This is a genomic window from Halomonas garicola (assembly GCF_055382465.1).
In genome coordinates this window covers 2,047,355-2,061,800 of the sequence record NZ_AP043931.1, presented here as the reverse complement: position 1 = coordinate 2,061,800, position 14,446 = coordinate 2,047,355, and the positions used below count along the sequence as shown (strand labels likewise).

Below are 14,446 nucleotides of genomic sequence, written 5' to 3'. Positions count from 1 at the left end.
GGCGTCCGGGCTTGGGTTTGGGCCCGCTGAAAGGCGTGGCCGCCGGGGCACAAACCCAAGCCCGCCGTGATGGGGTGGGGCACCCGGGCCGGGCCCGGGTGCCAGGGCGCAGGCCGGCTTAGATCTTGCCGACCAGGTCCAGCGACGGTGCCAGAGTTTCTTCGCCTTCTTCCCACTTCGCCGGGCAAACCTCGTTGGGGTGAGCGCGGACGTACTGGGCGGCTTTCACCTTGCGCAGCAGCTCTTCGGCGTTACGGCCGATGTTGCCGGCGTTGAGCTCGATGATCTGGATCTTGCCGTCGGGGTCGACAACAAAGGTGCCGCGCTCGGCGACGCCGTCTTCCTCGATCAGCACTTCAAAGTTGCGCGATACGGTGTGAGTCGGGTCGGCGAGCATCGGGTACTGCAGCTTGCCGATGGTCTCGGAGCTGTCGTGCCACGCCTTGTGGGTGAAGTGGGTGTCGGTGGAAACGCTGTAGATTTCCACGCCCAGCTTCTTGAACTCCTCGTAGCGGTCGGCCAGGTCGCCAAGCTCGGTGGGGCAGACGAAGGTGAAGTCCGCCGGATAGAAGAAGAAGATGGACCACTTGCCTTTGAGGTCTTCTTCGCTGACGTCGACGAATTCGCCGTTGAGGTAGGCTGTGGCTTTAAACGGTTTAACTTCGGTATTGATTAAGGACATAAAAAACGTCTCCTGGTTGATGACGGTTGCTTCAAGCGGGTATTGCCAAGTTCGTGGTAACTACTTTAGCCGTTGCCGCGCGATTAATAAAATTGAGAAAAATCATAAATCGCCATAGCTATAGGCTATTTGTGCACTTGGTAGTCATGTCGTCGCTCTCAGGCGAGCGTCAGCCGGCAAACGGGCTCGAAGCGGAAAACTGGCGGTGTGGGTGTTGGCAAGGCGGCGGCTTATTGGCAAAAGGCCGCCGCCTGACAAGGACATGGGGGCGTGCCGGGCAAATGCAAGTTTTTGCCGGCGAGCGCTTGCGGTGAGCGCTGCCTGACCGCAAAATCCGCTACTCTGTCAGTGACGATACCGGGTCAGTGACGATACGGGGCCAGTGAAGATACCGGCCAGCCGGCAGGCAACAGCATCGTGCGTAAGTAAGTATCAGGCGTATCAATATCGGCTTACCAATATCAAACGTATAAAAAAGGAGCGGATGCTATGGGGCAGCTGCACAAACTACCGCTGATGGCGGCAACGCTTGTCTGTGCCGTGACGGCGGCGTCCGTTCAGGCCGACGAAGTGCGGATCTACAACTGGTCGGACTATATCGCGCCGGACACGCTGGAAAAGTTTACCCGGGAGACCGGCATCGACGTGACCTACGACGTGTTCGACAGCAACGAAGTGCTGGACGCCGCGCTGCTGGCCGGGCGCTCGGGCTACGACGTGGTCGTGCCGTCCAACCACTACCTGAGCCGCCAGCTGAGCGCCGGCGTTTATCAGGAGCTCGACCGCTCACAGCTGCCCAACCTGGAAAACCTCGATACCCGGCTCCTCGACGAGCTTGAGGAGGTCGACCCCGGCAGCCGCTACTCGGTGCCGTACATGTGGGGCACCAACGGCATCGGCTACAACGTCGACCGCGTGACCGAGATCCTCGGCGACGACGCTCCGCTTGACAGCTGGGCGCTGCTGTTTGACCCCGAGGTAACCGGCGCGCTGAACAAGGCCGGCTGCGGGATCGCCATGCTCGACTCCGCCGACGAAATGATTTCGCCGGCCATGGCCTATATCGACCTGGATCCGCGCAGCAACGACGTGGATGACCTCAAGGCCGGCGGCGAGGTCATCGCCAAGGTGCGCAACGACGTGACCTACTTCCACTCCTCGCGCTACATCGGCGATCTGGCCAACGGCGATATCTGCGTGGCGGCGGGCTACTCCGGCGACGTCTTCCAGGCCGTCGAGCGCGCCGAGGAGGCCGGGCGCGGCTTCGACATTGCCTATACCATCCCCAAGGAGGGCGCGGCGCTGTGGTTCGACATGATGGCAATTCCCGCCGACGCGCCGAACCCGGAAAGTGCCCACGCCTTCATCAACTTCATTCTCAAGCCGGAAATCGCCGCGGAGATTACCCAGTACGTGCGCTACGCCAACCCCAACGCCGCGGCTGATGACTTCATGCCCGAAGACATTCTCAACGACCCGGCGATTTACCCGGACGACGACGTCATGGACAAGCTCTACGTAGCCAACGAAAAGCCCCGGGACGTGCAGCGTGCCCGTACGCGCATCTGGAACCGGGTAAAATCCGGCCGCTGAGTCAGGAGAGAAGGGCATGACGACGCCTGCCACCGCCGCCGGCAAGACGCCGCGGTTTGCCGAAGACACGGTGCTCGACATCCGGCGCCTGACGCGCCGCTTTGACGACGCGGTGGCGGTGGACGACGTCAATCTTCGGGTCAAGCGCGGTGAGATCTTTGCCCTGCTGGGCGGTTCGGGCTCGGGCAAGTCGACGCTTTTGCGGATGCTGGCGGGCTTCGAGACGCCAAGCGAAGGGCGCATCCTGCTCGACGGCGAGGATATTACCCGGATGCCGCCGTACCGCCGGCCGATCAACATGATGTTTCAGTCCTACGCGCTGTTTCCGCACCTGAGCGTGGAGCAGAACATCGCCTTCGGCCTCAAGCAGGACAAGCTGCCCAGGGCCGACATCCGCGCCCGGGTGGCGAAGATGCTCAAGCTGGTGCACATGGAGCGCTTTGCCCGGCGCAAGCCCGCCCAGCTTTCCGGCGGTCAGCGCCAGCGGGTGGCGCTGGCGCGCTCGCTGGCCAAGCGCCCGCGGCTTCTGCTCCTCGACGAGCCCATGGGGGCGCTGGACAAGAAGCTGCGTACCGAAATGCAGCTGGAAGTGGTGGAAATCATCGAGCAGGTCGGGGTGACCTGCATCATGGTCACCCACGACCAGGAAGAGGCCATGACCATGGCCGACCGCGTAGGGGTCATGGCCGACGGCTGGATCGAACAGGTGGGATCGCCGGTGGATATCTACGAAAGCCCGGTCAGCCGCACGGTGGCGGAGTTCATCGGCACGCTCAACCTGCTCGAAGGCGAGATCGAGGTAGACGCCGCCGACCATTGCCGGATCGCAAGCCCGGCCCTTGAGCGCCCGCTGTACATCGATCACGGGGTGACCACCCAGGCCGCCGAGCGCCGGGTCTGGGCCGGGCTGCGCCCCGAAAAGGTCTGGCTCACCCGAAAGCGCCCCGACGCGCCGTACAACTGGGAACAGGGCGTGGTGGAGGACATCGCCTATCTCGGCGGATTTTCGCTGTACTACGTGCGCACCGGCAGGGGCACGCTGTTCAAGGTGAGCATGGCCAACACCGAGCGCCGGGGCGACCGCCCCACCTGGGAGGATAGGGTGTACGTGTACTGGGAAGATCACAGCACCATCGTGCTGAACCGCTAGTCCGGCCCGTCTTTTGCCACCGCCTTGGCTTTATCACCTTGGCTTTACCACTTTAGCTTTGCCCCCTGGAGTGACGCCGACCATGTCCTTTCGCTCCCGACTTTCCGCTTTGTTCGCTGCCCGGCCGGGGCGCTTATCGCTCGGGCGCCGGGCGGTGATCGCGCTGCCGCTGGTGTGGCTTTCGCTGTTTTTCCTGCTGCCGTTTGCGCTGGTGCTGAAAATCAGCCTGTCCGAGGCGGCGATCAGCGTGCCGCCCTACGCGCCGCTTGCCGAGTACGTGGACGGCACGCTGCGGGTGTTTCTCAACCTGGGCAACTACCTGTTCCTGTTCAGCGATTCGCTGTACGCGGCGGCCTACTGGGGGTCGGTGAAAACGGCGTTTCTATCGACGCTTGTGTGCCTGCTGCTGGGCTATCCCATGGCCTGGGCCATGGCGCGGGCCCGGCCGCGCGCCCAGCTGGTCCTGCTGCTGCTGGTGATGCTGCCGTCCTGGACGTCGTTTCTGATCCGCATCTATGCCTGGATGGGCATCCTGAGCAACAGCGGGCTTGCCAACCAGCTGCTGCTCGGGCTTGGCGTGATTGACGCGCCGCTGCGCCTGCTCAATACCCAGTTTGCGGTGGTGGTGGGCATAGTCTATGCCTACCTGCCGTTTATGGTGCTGCCGCTTTATGCGCATTTGACCCGGCTGGACATGACGCTGCTGGAGGCGGCGTCGGATCTTGGCTCTCGGCGCTTCAACACCTTCATCACCGTGACGCTGCCGCTCTCCACCGGCGGCATCGTGGCGGGCTGCATGCTGGTGTTCATTCCGGCGGTGGGGGAGTTTGTCATCCCCGAGCTGCTGGGCGGGCCGGACACGCTGATGATCGGCAAGGTGCTGTGGGACGAGTTCTTCCTTAACCGCGACTGGCCGGTGGCGGCGGCGCTGGCCACGATCATGCTGGGGCTGCTGGTGATTCCGCTGGTGCTCTTTCACCGCCATCAGTCCCGGGAGCTGGCGCCATGAGGCGACTACCGTCGTTCAGCGGTGCCGCGCTGGCGCTGGGGCTTGTGTTCCTCTACCTGCCCATGGCGGTGCTGGTGGCGTATTCGTTCAACGCCTCGAGCCTGGTGACCGTGTGGGCGGGGTTCTCGACGAAATGGTACGGCGAGCTGCTGCGCGACGAGCAGATCCTCGCGGCGGTGTGGACCAGCTTCAAGGTGGCGTTTTTTGCCGCCAGCATGGCGGTGTGCCTGGGGACGCCGGCTGCGCTGGTGATGACCCGTTTCGACCGCTTTCGCGGAAGGACCGTGCTTGCCAGCATGGTCACCGCGCCGCTGGTGATGCCCGAGGTGATCACCGGGCTTTCGCTGCTGCTGCTGTTTGTGCAGATGGCCGCGCTGACCGGCTGGCCGGCGGACCGCGGCATGGCTACCATCTGGATTGCCCACACCACCTTTTGCAGCGCCTACGTGGCGGTGGTGGTGGCGGCCCGGCTGCGCGAGGTAGACCGCTCCATCGAGGAGGCCGCCATGGACCTGGGCTCGCCGCCGGCGAAGACGTTTTTTGCCGTCACCCTGCCGATCATCTCGCCGGCGCTGGTCGCGGGCTGGCTGCTGGCGTTTACCCTGTCGCTTGACGACCTGGTCATCGCCAGCTTTGTCTCCGGTCCCGGGGCTAACACCCTGCCCATGGTGGTGTTTTCCTCGGTGCGCCTGGGGGTGTCGCCCAAGATCAACGCCCTGGCCACGCTGATCATCCTGGCGGTGTCGCTGGCGACCCTGGTGGCCTGGTACGTCATGCGCCGCGGGGAGAAAAAGCGCCGGGCGAGCCTGGCGCGCCCCGGCGGCTGAGCGTTACAGCACGTCGTCGTCGCGCCCGGTGCGCACGCTTTCGAGCTCGCCGCTGAACGGCGATACCACCACTTCGACCAGAATCGGAGCGCAGCACTGGTGGCAGTCTTCCCAGGTGGTATGGCTGCCCTGGGAGGCGTCGATCTCAAAGGTCAGGGGGCTATCGCAATAGGGGCAGTGGAAGTCATGGGCTATCAGGGCATCGTCGTGCATAAAAGCCTCTGCGAACGGGTGTCAGAAACGGCGCTCGGGTAAAAAAGTAAACCCGGGGAAAGCCTTGCCGGCTTGCCGTTGCAGGCGAGCAGTAGCGGCCGGATTGGGGTAGGATAGCGCCTTATGGGCTTTTCTCAAGCCTTGTTTCCAGCTACATTGCCACGTTTTTACCCGGGAGTCAGATGACCATGAACATGAAAATGCTAGCCGCCGCCGTCGCTTTCACGCTGCCCCTCGCCGCCCAGGCCGACACCCCCGATATCAAGCCCGGCCAGTGGGAGTTCGTCAGCGTCACCAACGTCGAGGGCGACGTGGAAATGCCCGAGCGCACCGATACCGACAGCCAGTGCATCACCGCGGAAGATCTGGAAAGCGCCGATTTTGGCTTCATCGAGGAAGAGGACGGCTGCGAGCTGCTTGACCAGGACATCCGCGCCGACGGGCTGAGCTACTCCATGGCCTGCAGCGCCGACGACGGCGAAGCCATGATCGACGGTGAAATGCGCTTCATGGGCGAGCGTATCGAGGGCGACATCGATATCGACACCGAATCCGACATCGGCCAGATGACTATGCACACCCAGATTGAAGGCACCTACCAGGGCGAGTGCCAGGACAAATGACGGCCCTTGGCCCTAAGCGCTGACGCGCCGCGGCGAGAAGGTTGTTCAGGCCGAGGCGCATAGGCGATTTGATCATCCGGCACCCTACCGTTAATACCCCCGATAGCTCCGAACCTGGGAGATTGCACCATGTGGAAGCGGCTGCCGTTTCGCCTGCGCGGCTATCTGATCACCATGAGCGGCGTGCTGCTGCTCTCGCCGGATGCGCTGCTGGTCAAGGACACCACGGTGGACGTGGCCACCTTCATGTTCTGGCGTGGGCTGTTATTGGGCCTGGTACTGCTGCTGATCGCCGGGGCTCGCTATCGCGAGCGTCTGGGACAGGCGGTGCTGGCCTGCGGTCCCGCGGCGCTTTGGTGCCCGCTTGCCTTTGCCGCCAGCGCCTGGGCCTTCGTGATAGCGACTCGCCTGACCTCGGCGGGCAATGTGCTGGTCATGCTCAACCTGGCGCCCCTGGTGGCCGGGCTGATCGGCCTGCTGTTCTTTCGCCAGCGGCTGCGCCGCCAGACCTGGGTGGTGATCGTGATCTGCATTACCGGCGCCAGCCTGATGGCCGCCGGCGAGGTGGGGCAGGGCAGCCTGCTGGGACTGGCGGTGGCGCTGATCATTCCGGTCTCCATTGCGATCAACACCAGCGTGGCGAGCTCCCGGCCCGGCGCCGGGAAGCGCGGCCTGGATACCACCGTGGTGCTGCCCCTGGGTTGCCTGGCGATGCTGCTGCCCGCGGCGTTGATAGGCGGTGCCCAGCTGCCGGATGCCGACAATATGCAGCGTCTGCTGCTGATGGGGCTGCTGCTGCCGCTGGCCTATTTCCTGATCCAGACCGGGGCGCGCTATTTGCCCGGCGCCGAGGTCAGCCTGGTCATGCTGCTCGAGACCCTGGTCGGTACCCTGCTGGTGTGGTGGTGGGTCGGTGAAGTGCCGGCGCCCCTGGCCTTTGTGGGCGGTGGAATGATCGTCGCCGCCATGCTGGCAAGCTCGCTGCGTGATCTCCTGCGCCAGCGCCGCAAGGCGGCCGAGGGTGCCCCGGACACCCGGCGCCTGCGTGATGAGGTCGCGGAAGAGAGCCTTGAGCACGGCGATCTTTTACCCCCGGTGGGTGAGCGCCACTGACCCCTGGGAGGGCATCGCTACTGCCTGGGCGAAGCTTGCCAGCAGCGAGCTCGCCTCCGGCGTGGGGATGACGCCGCGCATCAGCGCATCGGCATCTTCACCCCGGTTGCGCAGCTCGTCGACCTGGCGGGCCAGGTAGGCGCGCATCACCTCGGGGGTAAACTCCGGGTGGAACTGCACGCTCCACTGGCGCGGGCCATAGCGCAGTGCCTGAAAGGCGTCGTGGGCGTTACGGGCCAGCACCACCGATCCGCTGGGTGCCTCGAGCACCGACTGGGCGTGGGTCAGCTGCGCGGGGAAGTGGGTCGGCAGCGTGCTAAGCAGCGGGTCCTCGCGGCCGGACTCGGTCAGCGTCACCTCGTGGGTGCCGGACTCGCGTCCTGCCGGATGGTAGTCGCTTTTACCGCCGAAGGCGGCGGCCATCAGCTGGTGCCCATAGCAGACGCCAAGCATCGCCAGGTTGCGCTCCCGGGCAGCGACCAGCCACGGTTTGAGCGCCTCGCTCCAGGGTTCGGCATCGCTGACCATGGCGTGGGAGCCGGTAATATAGAGGCCGTCGATGCCCTTCAGGTCCGGCAAGGGTTCGTGGCGTGCGTCAAATACCTCGGCTTCGAAGCCATGGCGGGCCAGTATCTTTTGGAACAACGCCTCGAAGTCGCCGTACTGTTCGATCACCTCGGGGAAGGCATCACCGGTCTTGACGATTAGCAGGCGGGGCATGGGGGTCTCCTGAAGTGGGGGAGAAGGGTCTCTACGTTTTACAATCAAGCGTGTAAAACTAAAGGCGCATAATGGAGTGTTTATTTCTGATTGGCGCCTATATTCCCGATAATAAACTAAGTTTCCTATCGTATACTCTCGCCCATCTAATCACTACAGCAACGCCAGTGCTCTCGAATCGGGTCCGCCTGCGATGGGCTCAATGGAACGCTTGTATTGATTGGCGATGAATCGGCCCGTGGTTGGGACGGGCCATAGAAGCCATTTGTAGTGAGGTGTCATTCCATGAGCAAACAGCCTTTCCTGATCGCCATGACCTTCATGTCGATTATCATCGGTGGCGGCTTCGCCTCGGGACAGGAGGTGCTGCAGTTTTTCACCGGCTATGGGGTGATCGGCATTGCCGGCACCCTGGTCAGCGGTCTGCTGTTCGCCTTTCTCGGCATGCAGATCGCGCGGATGAGTTCCACCTTGCAGGCGAGCTCTCACAAGGTGGTGCTGGAGGCGCTCTTCGGCAGGCGTGCCGGTCTGGTCATTGACCTCGCGCTCTCCTTCTTCCTGTTCGGCGTCGGGGTGGTGATGCTGGCCGGCAGCGGTTCCATCTTTTCTCAGCAGTACGGCCTTCCTCCGCTGTTTGGCGGCGTGCTGCTCAGCGTGCTGGTCATCCTGACCCTGTGCCTGCGAGTTCGCGGCATCATCAATCTGATCAGCGTTATCATGCCGGTACTGCTGCTGCTGGTGATGACCATTACCGTCTATTCCTTCTTCACCAGCAGTGCGTCTTTGCAGACGCTGGAGGCCGCGGCCGCCGAGGTACCGACCATCAGCGATGACTGGCCGTTCTCGCACTGGTTTATCGGCGCCCTGCTCTATGCGTCGTTCAATATCGCCGTCGGTTTCCCCATGCTCTCGGTGATCGGCGGCCTGACCCGGGATACGCGCGAGGCCTCCCTGGGAGGCATTCTTGGCGGCGTGGGGCTCGGCGTGCTGATCTTTGTGCTCAATATCGGCCTGTTCGCCAACCTTGAGCGCCTGGCCGGCGTCGATATGCCCTCGCTGATGCTTGCCACGGCGGTCTCGCCGGTGGTGGCAATAGCGATGTCGGTGGCGCTGATCTGCATGATCTACAGCACCGCCGTGGGCATGTTCTTCGCCTTCAGCGCCCGCTTCGCCGCGCCGGAGTCGGCTCGTTTCAAGCTGTTCAGCGTCATCTTCACCCTGGTGGGGCTGGTGCTCAGCCAGTTCGGTTTCAGTGCCTTGATCGGCACCGTCTATCCCATGCTGGGCGTGGTGGGGCTGATCCTGATCGTTGCCCTGGGCATTCGTTGGAACAGCACGCGTAAGCGCAGCAGGGCGCAGCTGGCGAGCGCCGCCAGCCGCTGATGCGTTGTGCAGTGCCAAGCATCGCCCATTCCCGCTTGAACGATGGAGGGATGGGCTCCACCTCCCATGTACCCACATTTCCTGCTCTGGAGTTGATATGTCAGCTAGTGTACTGATCACCGGCGCCAACCGCGGCGTCGGACTCGCCCTGTCTCGCCATTACCATGCCGCCGGCTGGGCGGTGATCGGCGTGTGCCGCAGCGGCGGTGAGGAGGCGGCCGAGCTGCGAGACGTCGCCGAGACGCTGATCGAGGGCATCGACGTGACCCGTGAAGAGGACGTGGCACGGCTGAAGCAGGCGCTGGCGGACCGCCGCCTGGACCTGGTGGTCAATAACGCCGGCCTGATGCAGGATGAGGTGCTTGGTGAGCTCGACTTTGACTCCATGCGCACGCAGATGGAGATCAACGCCTATGCACCGCTGCGCGTGACCGAGACGCTGCTTGGCAACCTGGGAGAGGGCGCCAGGATCGCCAATATTACCAGCCGCATGGGCTCCATCGCCGATAACGACTCCGGCGGGCGCTACGGCTATCGTGCCTCCAAGGCGGCGCTCAACGCCTTCGGCAAGTCGCTTGCCGTGGACTTGAAGCCGCGGGGTGTCGCCGTTGCCCAGATTCACCCGGGCTATGTGCAGACGCGCATGGTCAAATTTGGCGGCATGATCAGCACCGAGGAGGCCGCCACGGGTATCGCCAAGCGTATCGAGGCGCTGACGCTGGAGAATAGCGGCGGCTTTTGGCATAGCAATGGCGAGGTGCTGCCCTGGTAACCACGGCGGAGTCGACCGCCGTGTATTGCCGCGCGCCTGGTTGCTAAACCTCCTCGGCGGACCGGGTCTCGTCAAGCTCGCTGGCGAGCCTGCGTTTGACCGCGCCCGGCGAGCCGCTTTTTCCCGCCAGTAGGGCGTAGGCCACGGGGACCACGAACAGCGTGAACACCGTGGCGGCACCCACGCCGGCCATGATCACCGTGCCGATCACCAGCCGCGAGTTGGCGCCGGGGCCGCTTGACAGCACCAGCGGGACGGCGCCGGCCATGGTGGTCACGGCGGTCATCAGAATCGGCCGCAGCCGGGTGACCGACGCCTCGACCAGCGCCTCCTGAAAGGCCATGCCTTCATCGCGCAGCTGGTTGATGAACTCGACGATCAGAATACCGTTCTTGGTGGCGAGCCCCACCAGCATGACCAGCCCCACCTGGCTGTAGATGTTCAGCGTCTGCCCCGTGGCATAAAGCGCCAGCAGCGCGCCGACGATGGCCAGCGGCACGGTGAGCATGATCACCAGCGGGTGGATGAAGCTTTCAAACTGGGCGGACAGCACCAGAAATACCACCAGCACCCCCATGCCCAGCAGAAACGCCGTGGCGCCGCCGGCTTCGCGGTAGTCCCTCGAGGCGCCCTGGACGTCGGTTTGCACGGCTTCGGGCAGAATGTCGGCGACGGTGCGGTCAAGGTAGTCAAGGGCGTCGCCCAGGGCGTAGCCGTCTTCGAGGTTGGCCTGAAGCGTAATGGTGCGCAGCCGGTTGAAGCGGCTCAGGGTGCTGGCGCCGGCGGTGTCTGCAAAGCTCACCAGGCTTGCCAGCGGTACCAGCTCGCCTGAGCGCGCCGAGCGCACGAAGACGCTTTCCAGGCTCTGGGCGCTGGGGCGGGCCCCCCTTTCTCCTTCGACGATGACGTCGTACTCTTCGCCGCCCTCGACGTAGCGGGTGACTTGGCGCCCGCCGAGCAGGGTCTCCAGGGTGCGGCCGACGTCGCTGACGGTGACGCCCAGGCTTGCCGCGCGGTCGTAGTCGATGTGCACGCGCAGCTGGGGCTGCTTTTCCTCGTAGTCGCTGTCGAGCCCCAGCAGCCGGGGGTTGTCCTCGCGCACGTAGTCGATCAGCGTATCGCGCCACTGGGCGAGCTCTTCATAGCTGCTGCCGCCGAGCACGTACTGCACCGGCTTTCCGGCGCTGCCGCCAAAGCCCTGGCTCATCACCGGAAAGGCGCGCACGCCGGGCAGGTCGCCGAGCTTTTCGCGCACTTCGTTCATGATCGGCCAGACGCTGCGCCGCTCGCCCCAGTCGGCGAGGTTGACGATGATAAAGCCGCTGTTGAAATTTTCGATGTTGCCCCACCCGAGCGGCGCCCGCACCTGGAGGCGTTCGATTTCGCCGTCGTCCACCAGGGGGAGCAGCCGCGCTTCGATCTCGTCCATGTAGTCGAGCATGTAGTCGAAGGTGGCGCCCGGCGGGCCGCTGACGATGATGTAGAAGCTGCCGCGGTCTTCTTCGGGGGTGTATTCGGTCGGCAGCGTCTGGGAAAGCCAGGCGATGCCGCCGAGCAGCAGCACAAAGACCGCCACCACGACCAGGCGCAGGCGCAGGGCAAGCCTCAGCGTGCGCCGGTAAGCGCTGCGGCTGGCGTCAAGGAGGCGCTGCACGCCGCGGGCCAGGCGGCCGTCGTGCATGCCGGGCTTGAGCACCTTGGACGCCATCATCGGCGACAGCGACAGCGCCAGCACGCTGGAGAGCGCCACCGCGGCGGCAAGCGTCAGGGCAAACTCCGAAAACAGCCGGCCGATATCGCCCTGGAGAAAGCCCAGCGGCACGAATACCGCGATCAGCACCAGCGTCGTGGCAATCACCGCAAAGGCGATCTGCCGGGCGCCGCGCCAGGCGGCGACCAGCGGCGTCTCGCCGTATTCCTGCATGCGCCGGTGGATGTTTTCCAGCACCACGATGGCGTCGTCCACCACCAGGCCGATGGCCAGCACCAGGGCGAGCAGCGTCAAAAGGTTCAGGGTAAAGCCCATCAGCAGCAGGGCGCCGAAGCTGCCGACCAGCGCCACGGGCACGGTCACCGCCGGCACCAGGGTGGTGCGCAGGTTACCCAGAAAGAGGAAAATCACCGCGACCACGAGCACCATCGAAATCAGCAGGGTAACGATGACCTCGCGGATAGCCCCGGCGATAAAGACCGACGAATCGAAATTCAGGCTCAGCGTCATGCCCTCGGGCAGCGTTTTCTGCAGGTCTTTTAGGGTGTCCCGGGCGGCGTTGGAGATTTCCAGGACGTTGGCGGTGGACTGCTTCATCAGCCCCATCCCCACCATGGGCTCGCCGTTGCTGCGAAAAATCGTGCGGTCTTCCACCGCGCCGATTTCTACCCGGGCCACGTCGCCCAGGCGGATCAGCTCGCCGCTGTCGGTTTCGTCGAGCACCAGCGTGCGGAAGTCTGCGGGGGTGGTGAAGCTGCGCGGCAGGCGCACGATGAACTGGCGCTCCCGGGATTCGATCGCACCGCCGGGCAGCTCGACGTTTTCTTCGCGCAGGGCGCTTTCCACGGCGTTGACGGTCAGCCGCCGCGCGGCCAGGGCGTCGGCGTCGAGCCAGACGCGCATGGCGTAGCGTCGCCCGCCGCCCACGCGCACCTGGGAGACCCCGGGCAGCACCGCCAGAGCGTCTTTCAGGTAGCGCTCGGCGTAGTCGGTGAGCTCGGCGGTGGTGTAGTTGTCGCCGGTGAGGCTCAGCCACAGCACGGTGTCGGAGTTGGCGTCGGCCTTTTGCACCTCGGGCGGGTCGGCCTCTTCGGGCAGGTTGCCAAGCGCCCGGGAGATCTTGTCGCGGATGTCGTTGGCCGCGGAGTCAATCTCGCGGTCCAGGCTGAACTCGACGCTGATGCTCGAGCGCCCGTCGCTGCTGGAGGAGGTAATCGTCTCGATACCTTCCACGCCGGAAATGCGATCCTCCAGCGGCTGGGTGATGCGCGTTTCGACGATGCTCGCCGACGCGCCGGGGTAGCGGGTGTCGACGCTCACCACCGGCGGGTCGATGGAGGGGTATTCCTGCAGCGCCAGGCGGTCAAGGGAGAGTACGCCGAAGGCGACGATCAGCGCGGCGATGACGGTGGCAAGTACCGGCCGCTCGACGGATATATCGGAAAGCCGCATTATTCGCTCCGCCCCTGGCGCAGTATTGCCTTGATATCGGTGTCGTCATCGGTAATGCCCAGAAGTCCGGGCGTCTGGCCGTCGCGCAGCGTTTCCGCGCCGTGAACGACGACCAGATCGCCGCGCTCGAGGCCGTCGAGGATCTCCGCCTCGCCCAGGCGCCGGGCGCCAAGCTCGACCCGGCGGCGCTCCACGCGGTTGTCGTCGGTCGCATCCAGCCGCCACACGTAGTGGTTGTGGCTTTCAGAGACAATAGCCGCCTCGGGCACCGCCAGCGCCTCCCGGGTGGCGGTATCAAGCTCGACCTGCATCAGCATCCCCGGGCGCAGGCGCGCTTCGGGGTTCTCCAGCCGGGCGCGCACGGTGACGCTGCGCGCGACCGGGTCGACCCGGGTATCGATGCTGGCCACTTCGCCGCTAAAAGTGCGTTCGGGGAATGCCCGAGTGCGGGCACGAAGCGGGCTCCCCGGCGAGAGCTGCCCCAGCCGCACGGCGGGAATGCTGGCGTCCAGGCGCATGACGTCGAGCTTGTCCAGGGTGGCAAGCTCGTCACCCGGGGACACCAGGGTGCCGACGCTCAGATTGCGCAGCCCCATGCGCCCGGCGAACGGCGCGGCAATCCGGTAGTTGGCAAGCCTTGCTTCAAGGGCGGCGGCCTCGGCGCGGGCCTGATCCAGCCGTGCCTGGCTGTCTTCCACGTCGGCCCGGGCCGAAAGGTTGCGCTCTTGCAGCTGGGTGGCGCGGCGCAGGGCGTTTTGCGCTTCGCTGGCGCTGGCCCGGGCGGCGCGCAGCCGGGCGCGCTCCTCTGCGTCATCCAGCTGAAACAGGCGCTGGCCGGCTTCGACCGTGTCGCCGTCGTCAAAGTCGATGGCGGTAATCACGTCGGTGACGGTTGCCGAGAGGGTGACGCTTTCGTCGGCTTTCAGCGTGCCAGGGGCCCTGACGGTATCCGCCCAGGCGCCCTGGCTGACCCTGGCGGCGATGACCTGTGGGGCCGTTGCGCCGGTCTGCCCCGACGCCGGCCCGGCGGCCAGCCCCAGCAGCAGGCCAGGCAGCAGCCCAAGCCAGAGCACTGCGCGGCGCCGCGCGCGCCGGGCTTTCGTACGAAGGGCGGCGGAAGCGGGACAGGCTGTTAAACTAGCGGCTTTGTGCATACCGGAGCTGCCTTGTGAAAACCTATGACGTGGTGGTGATCGGC

Annotated in this window: 13 protein-coding genes; 8 read left to right on the top strand and 5 right to left on the bottom strand. The window is 64.8% G+C overall.

What is annotated here, in order from left to right:
* Positions 1–118: 118 nt before the first annotated feature.
* Entirely contained in the window at positions 119–682 is a 564-nt protein-coding gene (gene ahpC / locus ACZ46Y_RS09965; RefSeq protein WP_311955276.1) for an alkyl hydroperoxide reductase subunit C, read from the bottom strand.
* A gap of 489 nt (positions 683–1,171) precedes the next feature.
* Between ahpC and ACZ46Y_RS09960 the strand changes: the two genes are divergently transcribed.
* The 4 genes from ACZ46Y_RS09960 (at position 1,172) to ACZ46Y_RS09945 (ending at position 5,261) form a co-directional block, all read left to right on the top strand.
* A complete protein-coding gene (locus ACZ46Y_RS09960; RefSeq protein WP_311955274.1) occupies positions 1,172–2,275 on the top strand; it encodes a polyamine ABC transporter substrate-binding protein in 1,104 nt (367 codons plus the stop codon).
* A gap of 16 nt (positions 2,276–2,291) precedes the next feature.
* Positions 2,292–3,425, top strand: a complete 1,134-nt coding sequence (locus ACZ46Y_RS09955; protein ID WP_311955273.1) for an ABC transporter ATP-binding protein — start codon at positions 2,292–2,294, stop codon at positions 3,423–3,425.
* Positions 3,426–3,507: 82 nt separating this feature from the next.
* Positions 3,508–4,434, top strand: coding sequence for an ABC transporter permease subunit (locus ACZ46Y_RS09950; RefSeq protein ID WP_311955269.1), 927 nt, complete (start codon positions 3,508–3,510; stop codon positions 4,432–4,434).
* The gene (locus ACZ46Y_RS09945) at positions 4,431–5,261 is read left to right on the top strand and encodes an ABC transporter permease subunit (protein WP_311955266.1); all 831 of its coding nucleotides are present in this window, start codon (positions 4,431–4,433) and stop codon (positions 5,259–5,261) included. Before ACZ46Y_RS09950 ends, ACZ46Y_RS09945 begins: the two co-directional genes overlap by 4 nt.
* Before the next feature lie 3 nt (positions 5,262–5,264).
* Here the strand turns inward: ACZ46Y_RS09945 and ACZ46Y_RS09940 are convergent, their stop codons facing one another.
* A complete protein-coding gene (locus ACZ46Y_RS09940; protein WP_311955264.1) occupies positions 5,265–5,474 on the bottom strand; it encodes a zinc ribbon domain-containing protein in 210 nt (69 codons plus the stop codon).
* A 188-nt stretch (positions 5,475–5,662) separates the two neighbouring features.
* On the opposite strand from ACZ46Y_RS09940, the gene ACZ46Y_RS09935 reads away from it, so the two are divergent.
* Together ACZ46Y_RS09935 and ACZ46Y_RS09930 are read left to right on the top strand one after the other, a co-directional pair.
* Positions 5,663–6,097, top strand: a complete 435-nt coding sequence (locus ACZ46Y_RS09935) for a DUF3617 domain-containing protein (protein WP_311955262.1) — start codon at positions 5,663–5,665, stop codon at positions 6,095–6,097.
* A gap of 129 nt (positions 6,098–6,226) precedes the next feature.
* Positions 6,227–7,210: a DMT family transporter gene (locus ACZ46Y_RS09930; RefSeq protein ID WP_311955260.1), complete on the top strand. Its 984-nt coding sequence runs from the start codon at positions 6,227–6,229 to the stop codon at positions 7,208–7,210.
* Here ACZ46Y_RS09930 and ACZ46Y_RS09925 read toward each other — a convergent pair.
* Positions 7,184–7,930 carry a glutamine amidotransferase gene (locus ACZ46Y_RS09925; protein ID WP_311955259.1) on the bottom strand — a complete coding sequence of 249 codons (747 nt, stop codon included), beginning with the start codon at positions 7,928–7,930 and terminating at the stop codon, positions 7,184–7,186. The genes ACZ46Y_RS09930 and ACZ46Y_RS09925 overlap by 27 nt on opposite strands.
* A gap of 285 nt (positions 7,931–8,215) precedes the next feature.
* On the opposite strand from ACZ46Y_RS09925, the gene ACZ46Y_RS09920 reads away from it, so the two are divergent.
* Complete coding sequence (locus ACZ46Y_RS09920) at positions 8,216–9,313, top strand: YkvI family membrane protein (protein WP_311955258.1); 1,098 nt, start codon at positions 8,216–8,218, stop codon at positions 9,311–9,313.
* Positions 9,314–9,410: 97 nt separating this feature from the next.
* Positions 9,411–10,085: an SDR family oxidoreductase gene (locus ACZ46Y_RS09915; RefSeq protein WP_311955256.1), complete on the top strand. Its 675-nt coding sequence runs from the start codon at positions 9,411–9,413 to the stop codon at positions 10,083–10,085.
* 43 nt (positions 10,086–10,128) lie between these two features.
* Here ACZ46Y_RS09915 and ACZ46Y_RS09910 read toward each other — a convergent pair whose 3' ends face one another.
* Together ACZ46Y_RS09910 and ACZ46Y_RS09905 are read right to left on the bottom strand one after the other, a co-directional pair.
* A complete protein-coding gene (locus ACZ46Y_RS09910; RefSeq protein WP_311955254.1) occupies positions 10,129–13,248 on the bottom strand; it encodes an efflux RND transporter permease subunit in 3,120 nt (1,039 codons plus the stop codon).
* Positions 13,248–14,321: an efflux RND transporter periplasmic adaptor subunit gene (locus tag ACZ46Y_RS09905; protein WP_311955252.1), complete on the bottom strand. Its 1,074-nt coding sequence runs from the start codon at positions 14,319–14,321 to the stop codon at positions 13,248–13,250. Before ACZ46Y_RS09905 ends, ACZ46Y_RS09910 begins: the two co-directional genes overlap by 1 nt.
* Between the last annotated feature and the right edge of the window lie 125 nt (positions 14,322–14,446).

Coding starts and splice junctions, on each gene's coding strand:
- ACZ46Y_RS09915 (WP_311955256.1), top strand. CDS start 9,411: ATGTCAGCTAGTGTACTGATCACCGGCGCCAACCGCGGCGTCGGACTC.
- ACZ46Y_RS09955 (WP_311955273.1), top strand. CDS start 2,292: ATGACGACGCCTGCCACCGCCGCCGGCAAGACGCCGCGGTTTGCCGAA.
- ACZ46Y_RS09940 (WP_311955264.1), bottom strand. CDS start 5,474: ATGCACGACGATGCCCTGATAGCCCATGACTTCCACTGCCCCTATTGC.
- ACZ46Y_RS09930 (WP_311955260.1), top strand. CDS start 6,227: ATGTGGAAGCGGCTGCCGTTTCGCCTGCGCGGCTATCTGATCACCATG.
- ahpC (WP_311955276.1), bottom strand. CDS start 682: ATGTCCTTAATCAATACCGAAGTTAAACCGTTTAAAGCCACAGCCTAC.
- ACZ46Y_RS09945 (WP_311955266.1), top strand. CDS start 4,431: ATGAGGCGACTACCGTCGTTCAGCGGTGCCGCGCTGGCGCTGGGGCTT.
- ACZ46Y_RS09960 (WP_311955274.1), top strand. CDS start 1,172: ATGGGGCAGCTGCACAAACTACCGCTGATGGCGGCAACGCTTGTCTGT.
- ACZ46Y_RS09925 (WP_311955259.1), bottom strand. CDS start 7,930: ATGCCCCGCCTGCTAATCGTCAAGACCGGTGATGCCTTCCCCGAGGTG.
- ACZ46Y_RS09920 (WP_311955258.1), top strand. CDS start 8,216: ATGAGCAAACAGCCTTTCCTGATCGCCATGACCTTCATGTCGATTATC.
- ACZ46Y_RS09910 (WP_311955254.1), bottom strand. CDS start 13,248: ATGCGGCTTTCCGATATATCCGTCGAGCGGCCGGTACTTGCCACCGTC.
- ACZ46Y_RS09935 (WP_311955262.1), top strand. CDS start 5,663: ATGAACATGAAAATGCTAGCCGCCGCCGTCGCTTTCACGCTGCCCCTC.
- ACZ46Y_RS09950 (WP_311955269.1), top strand. CDS start 3,508: ATGTCCTTTCGCTCCCGACTTTCCGCTTTGTTCGCTGCCCGGCCGGGG.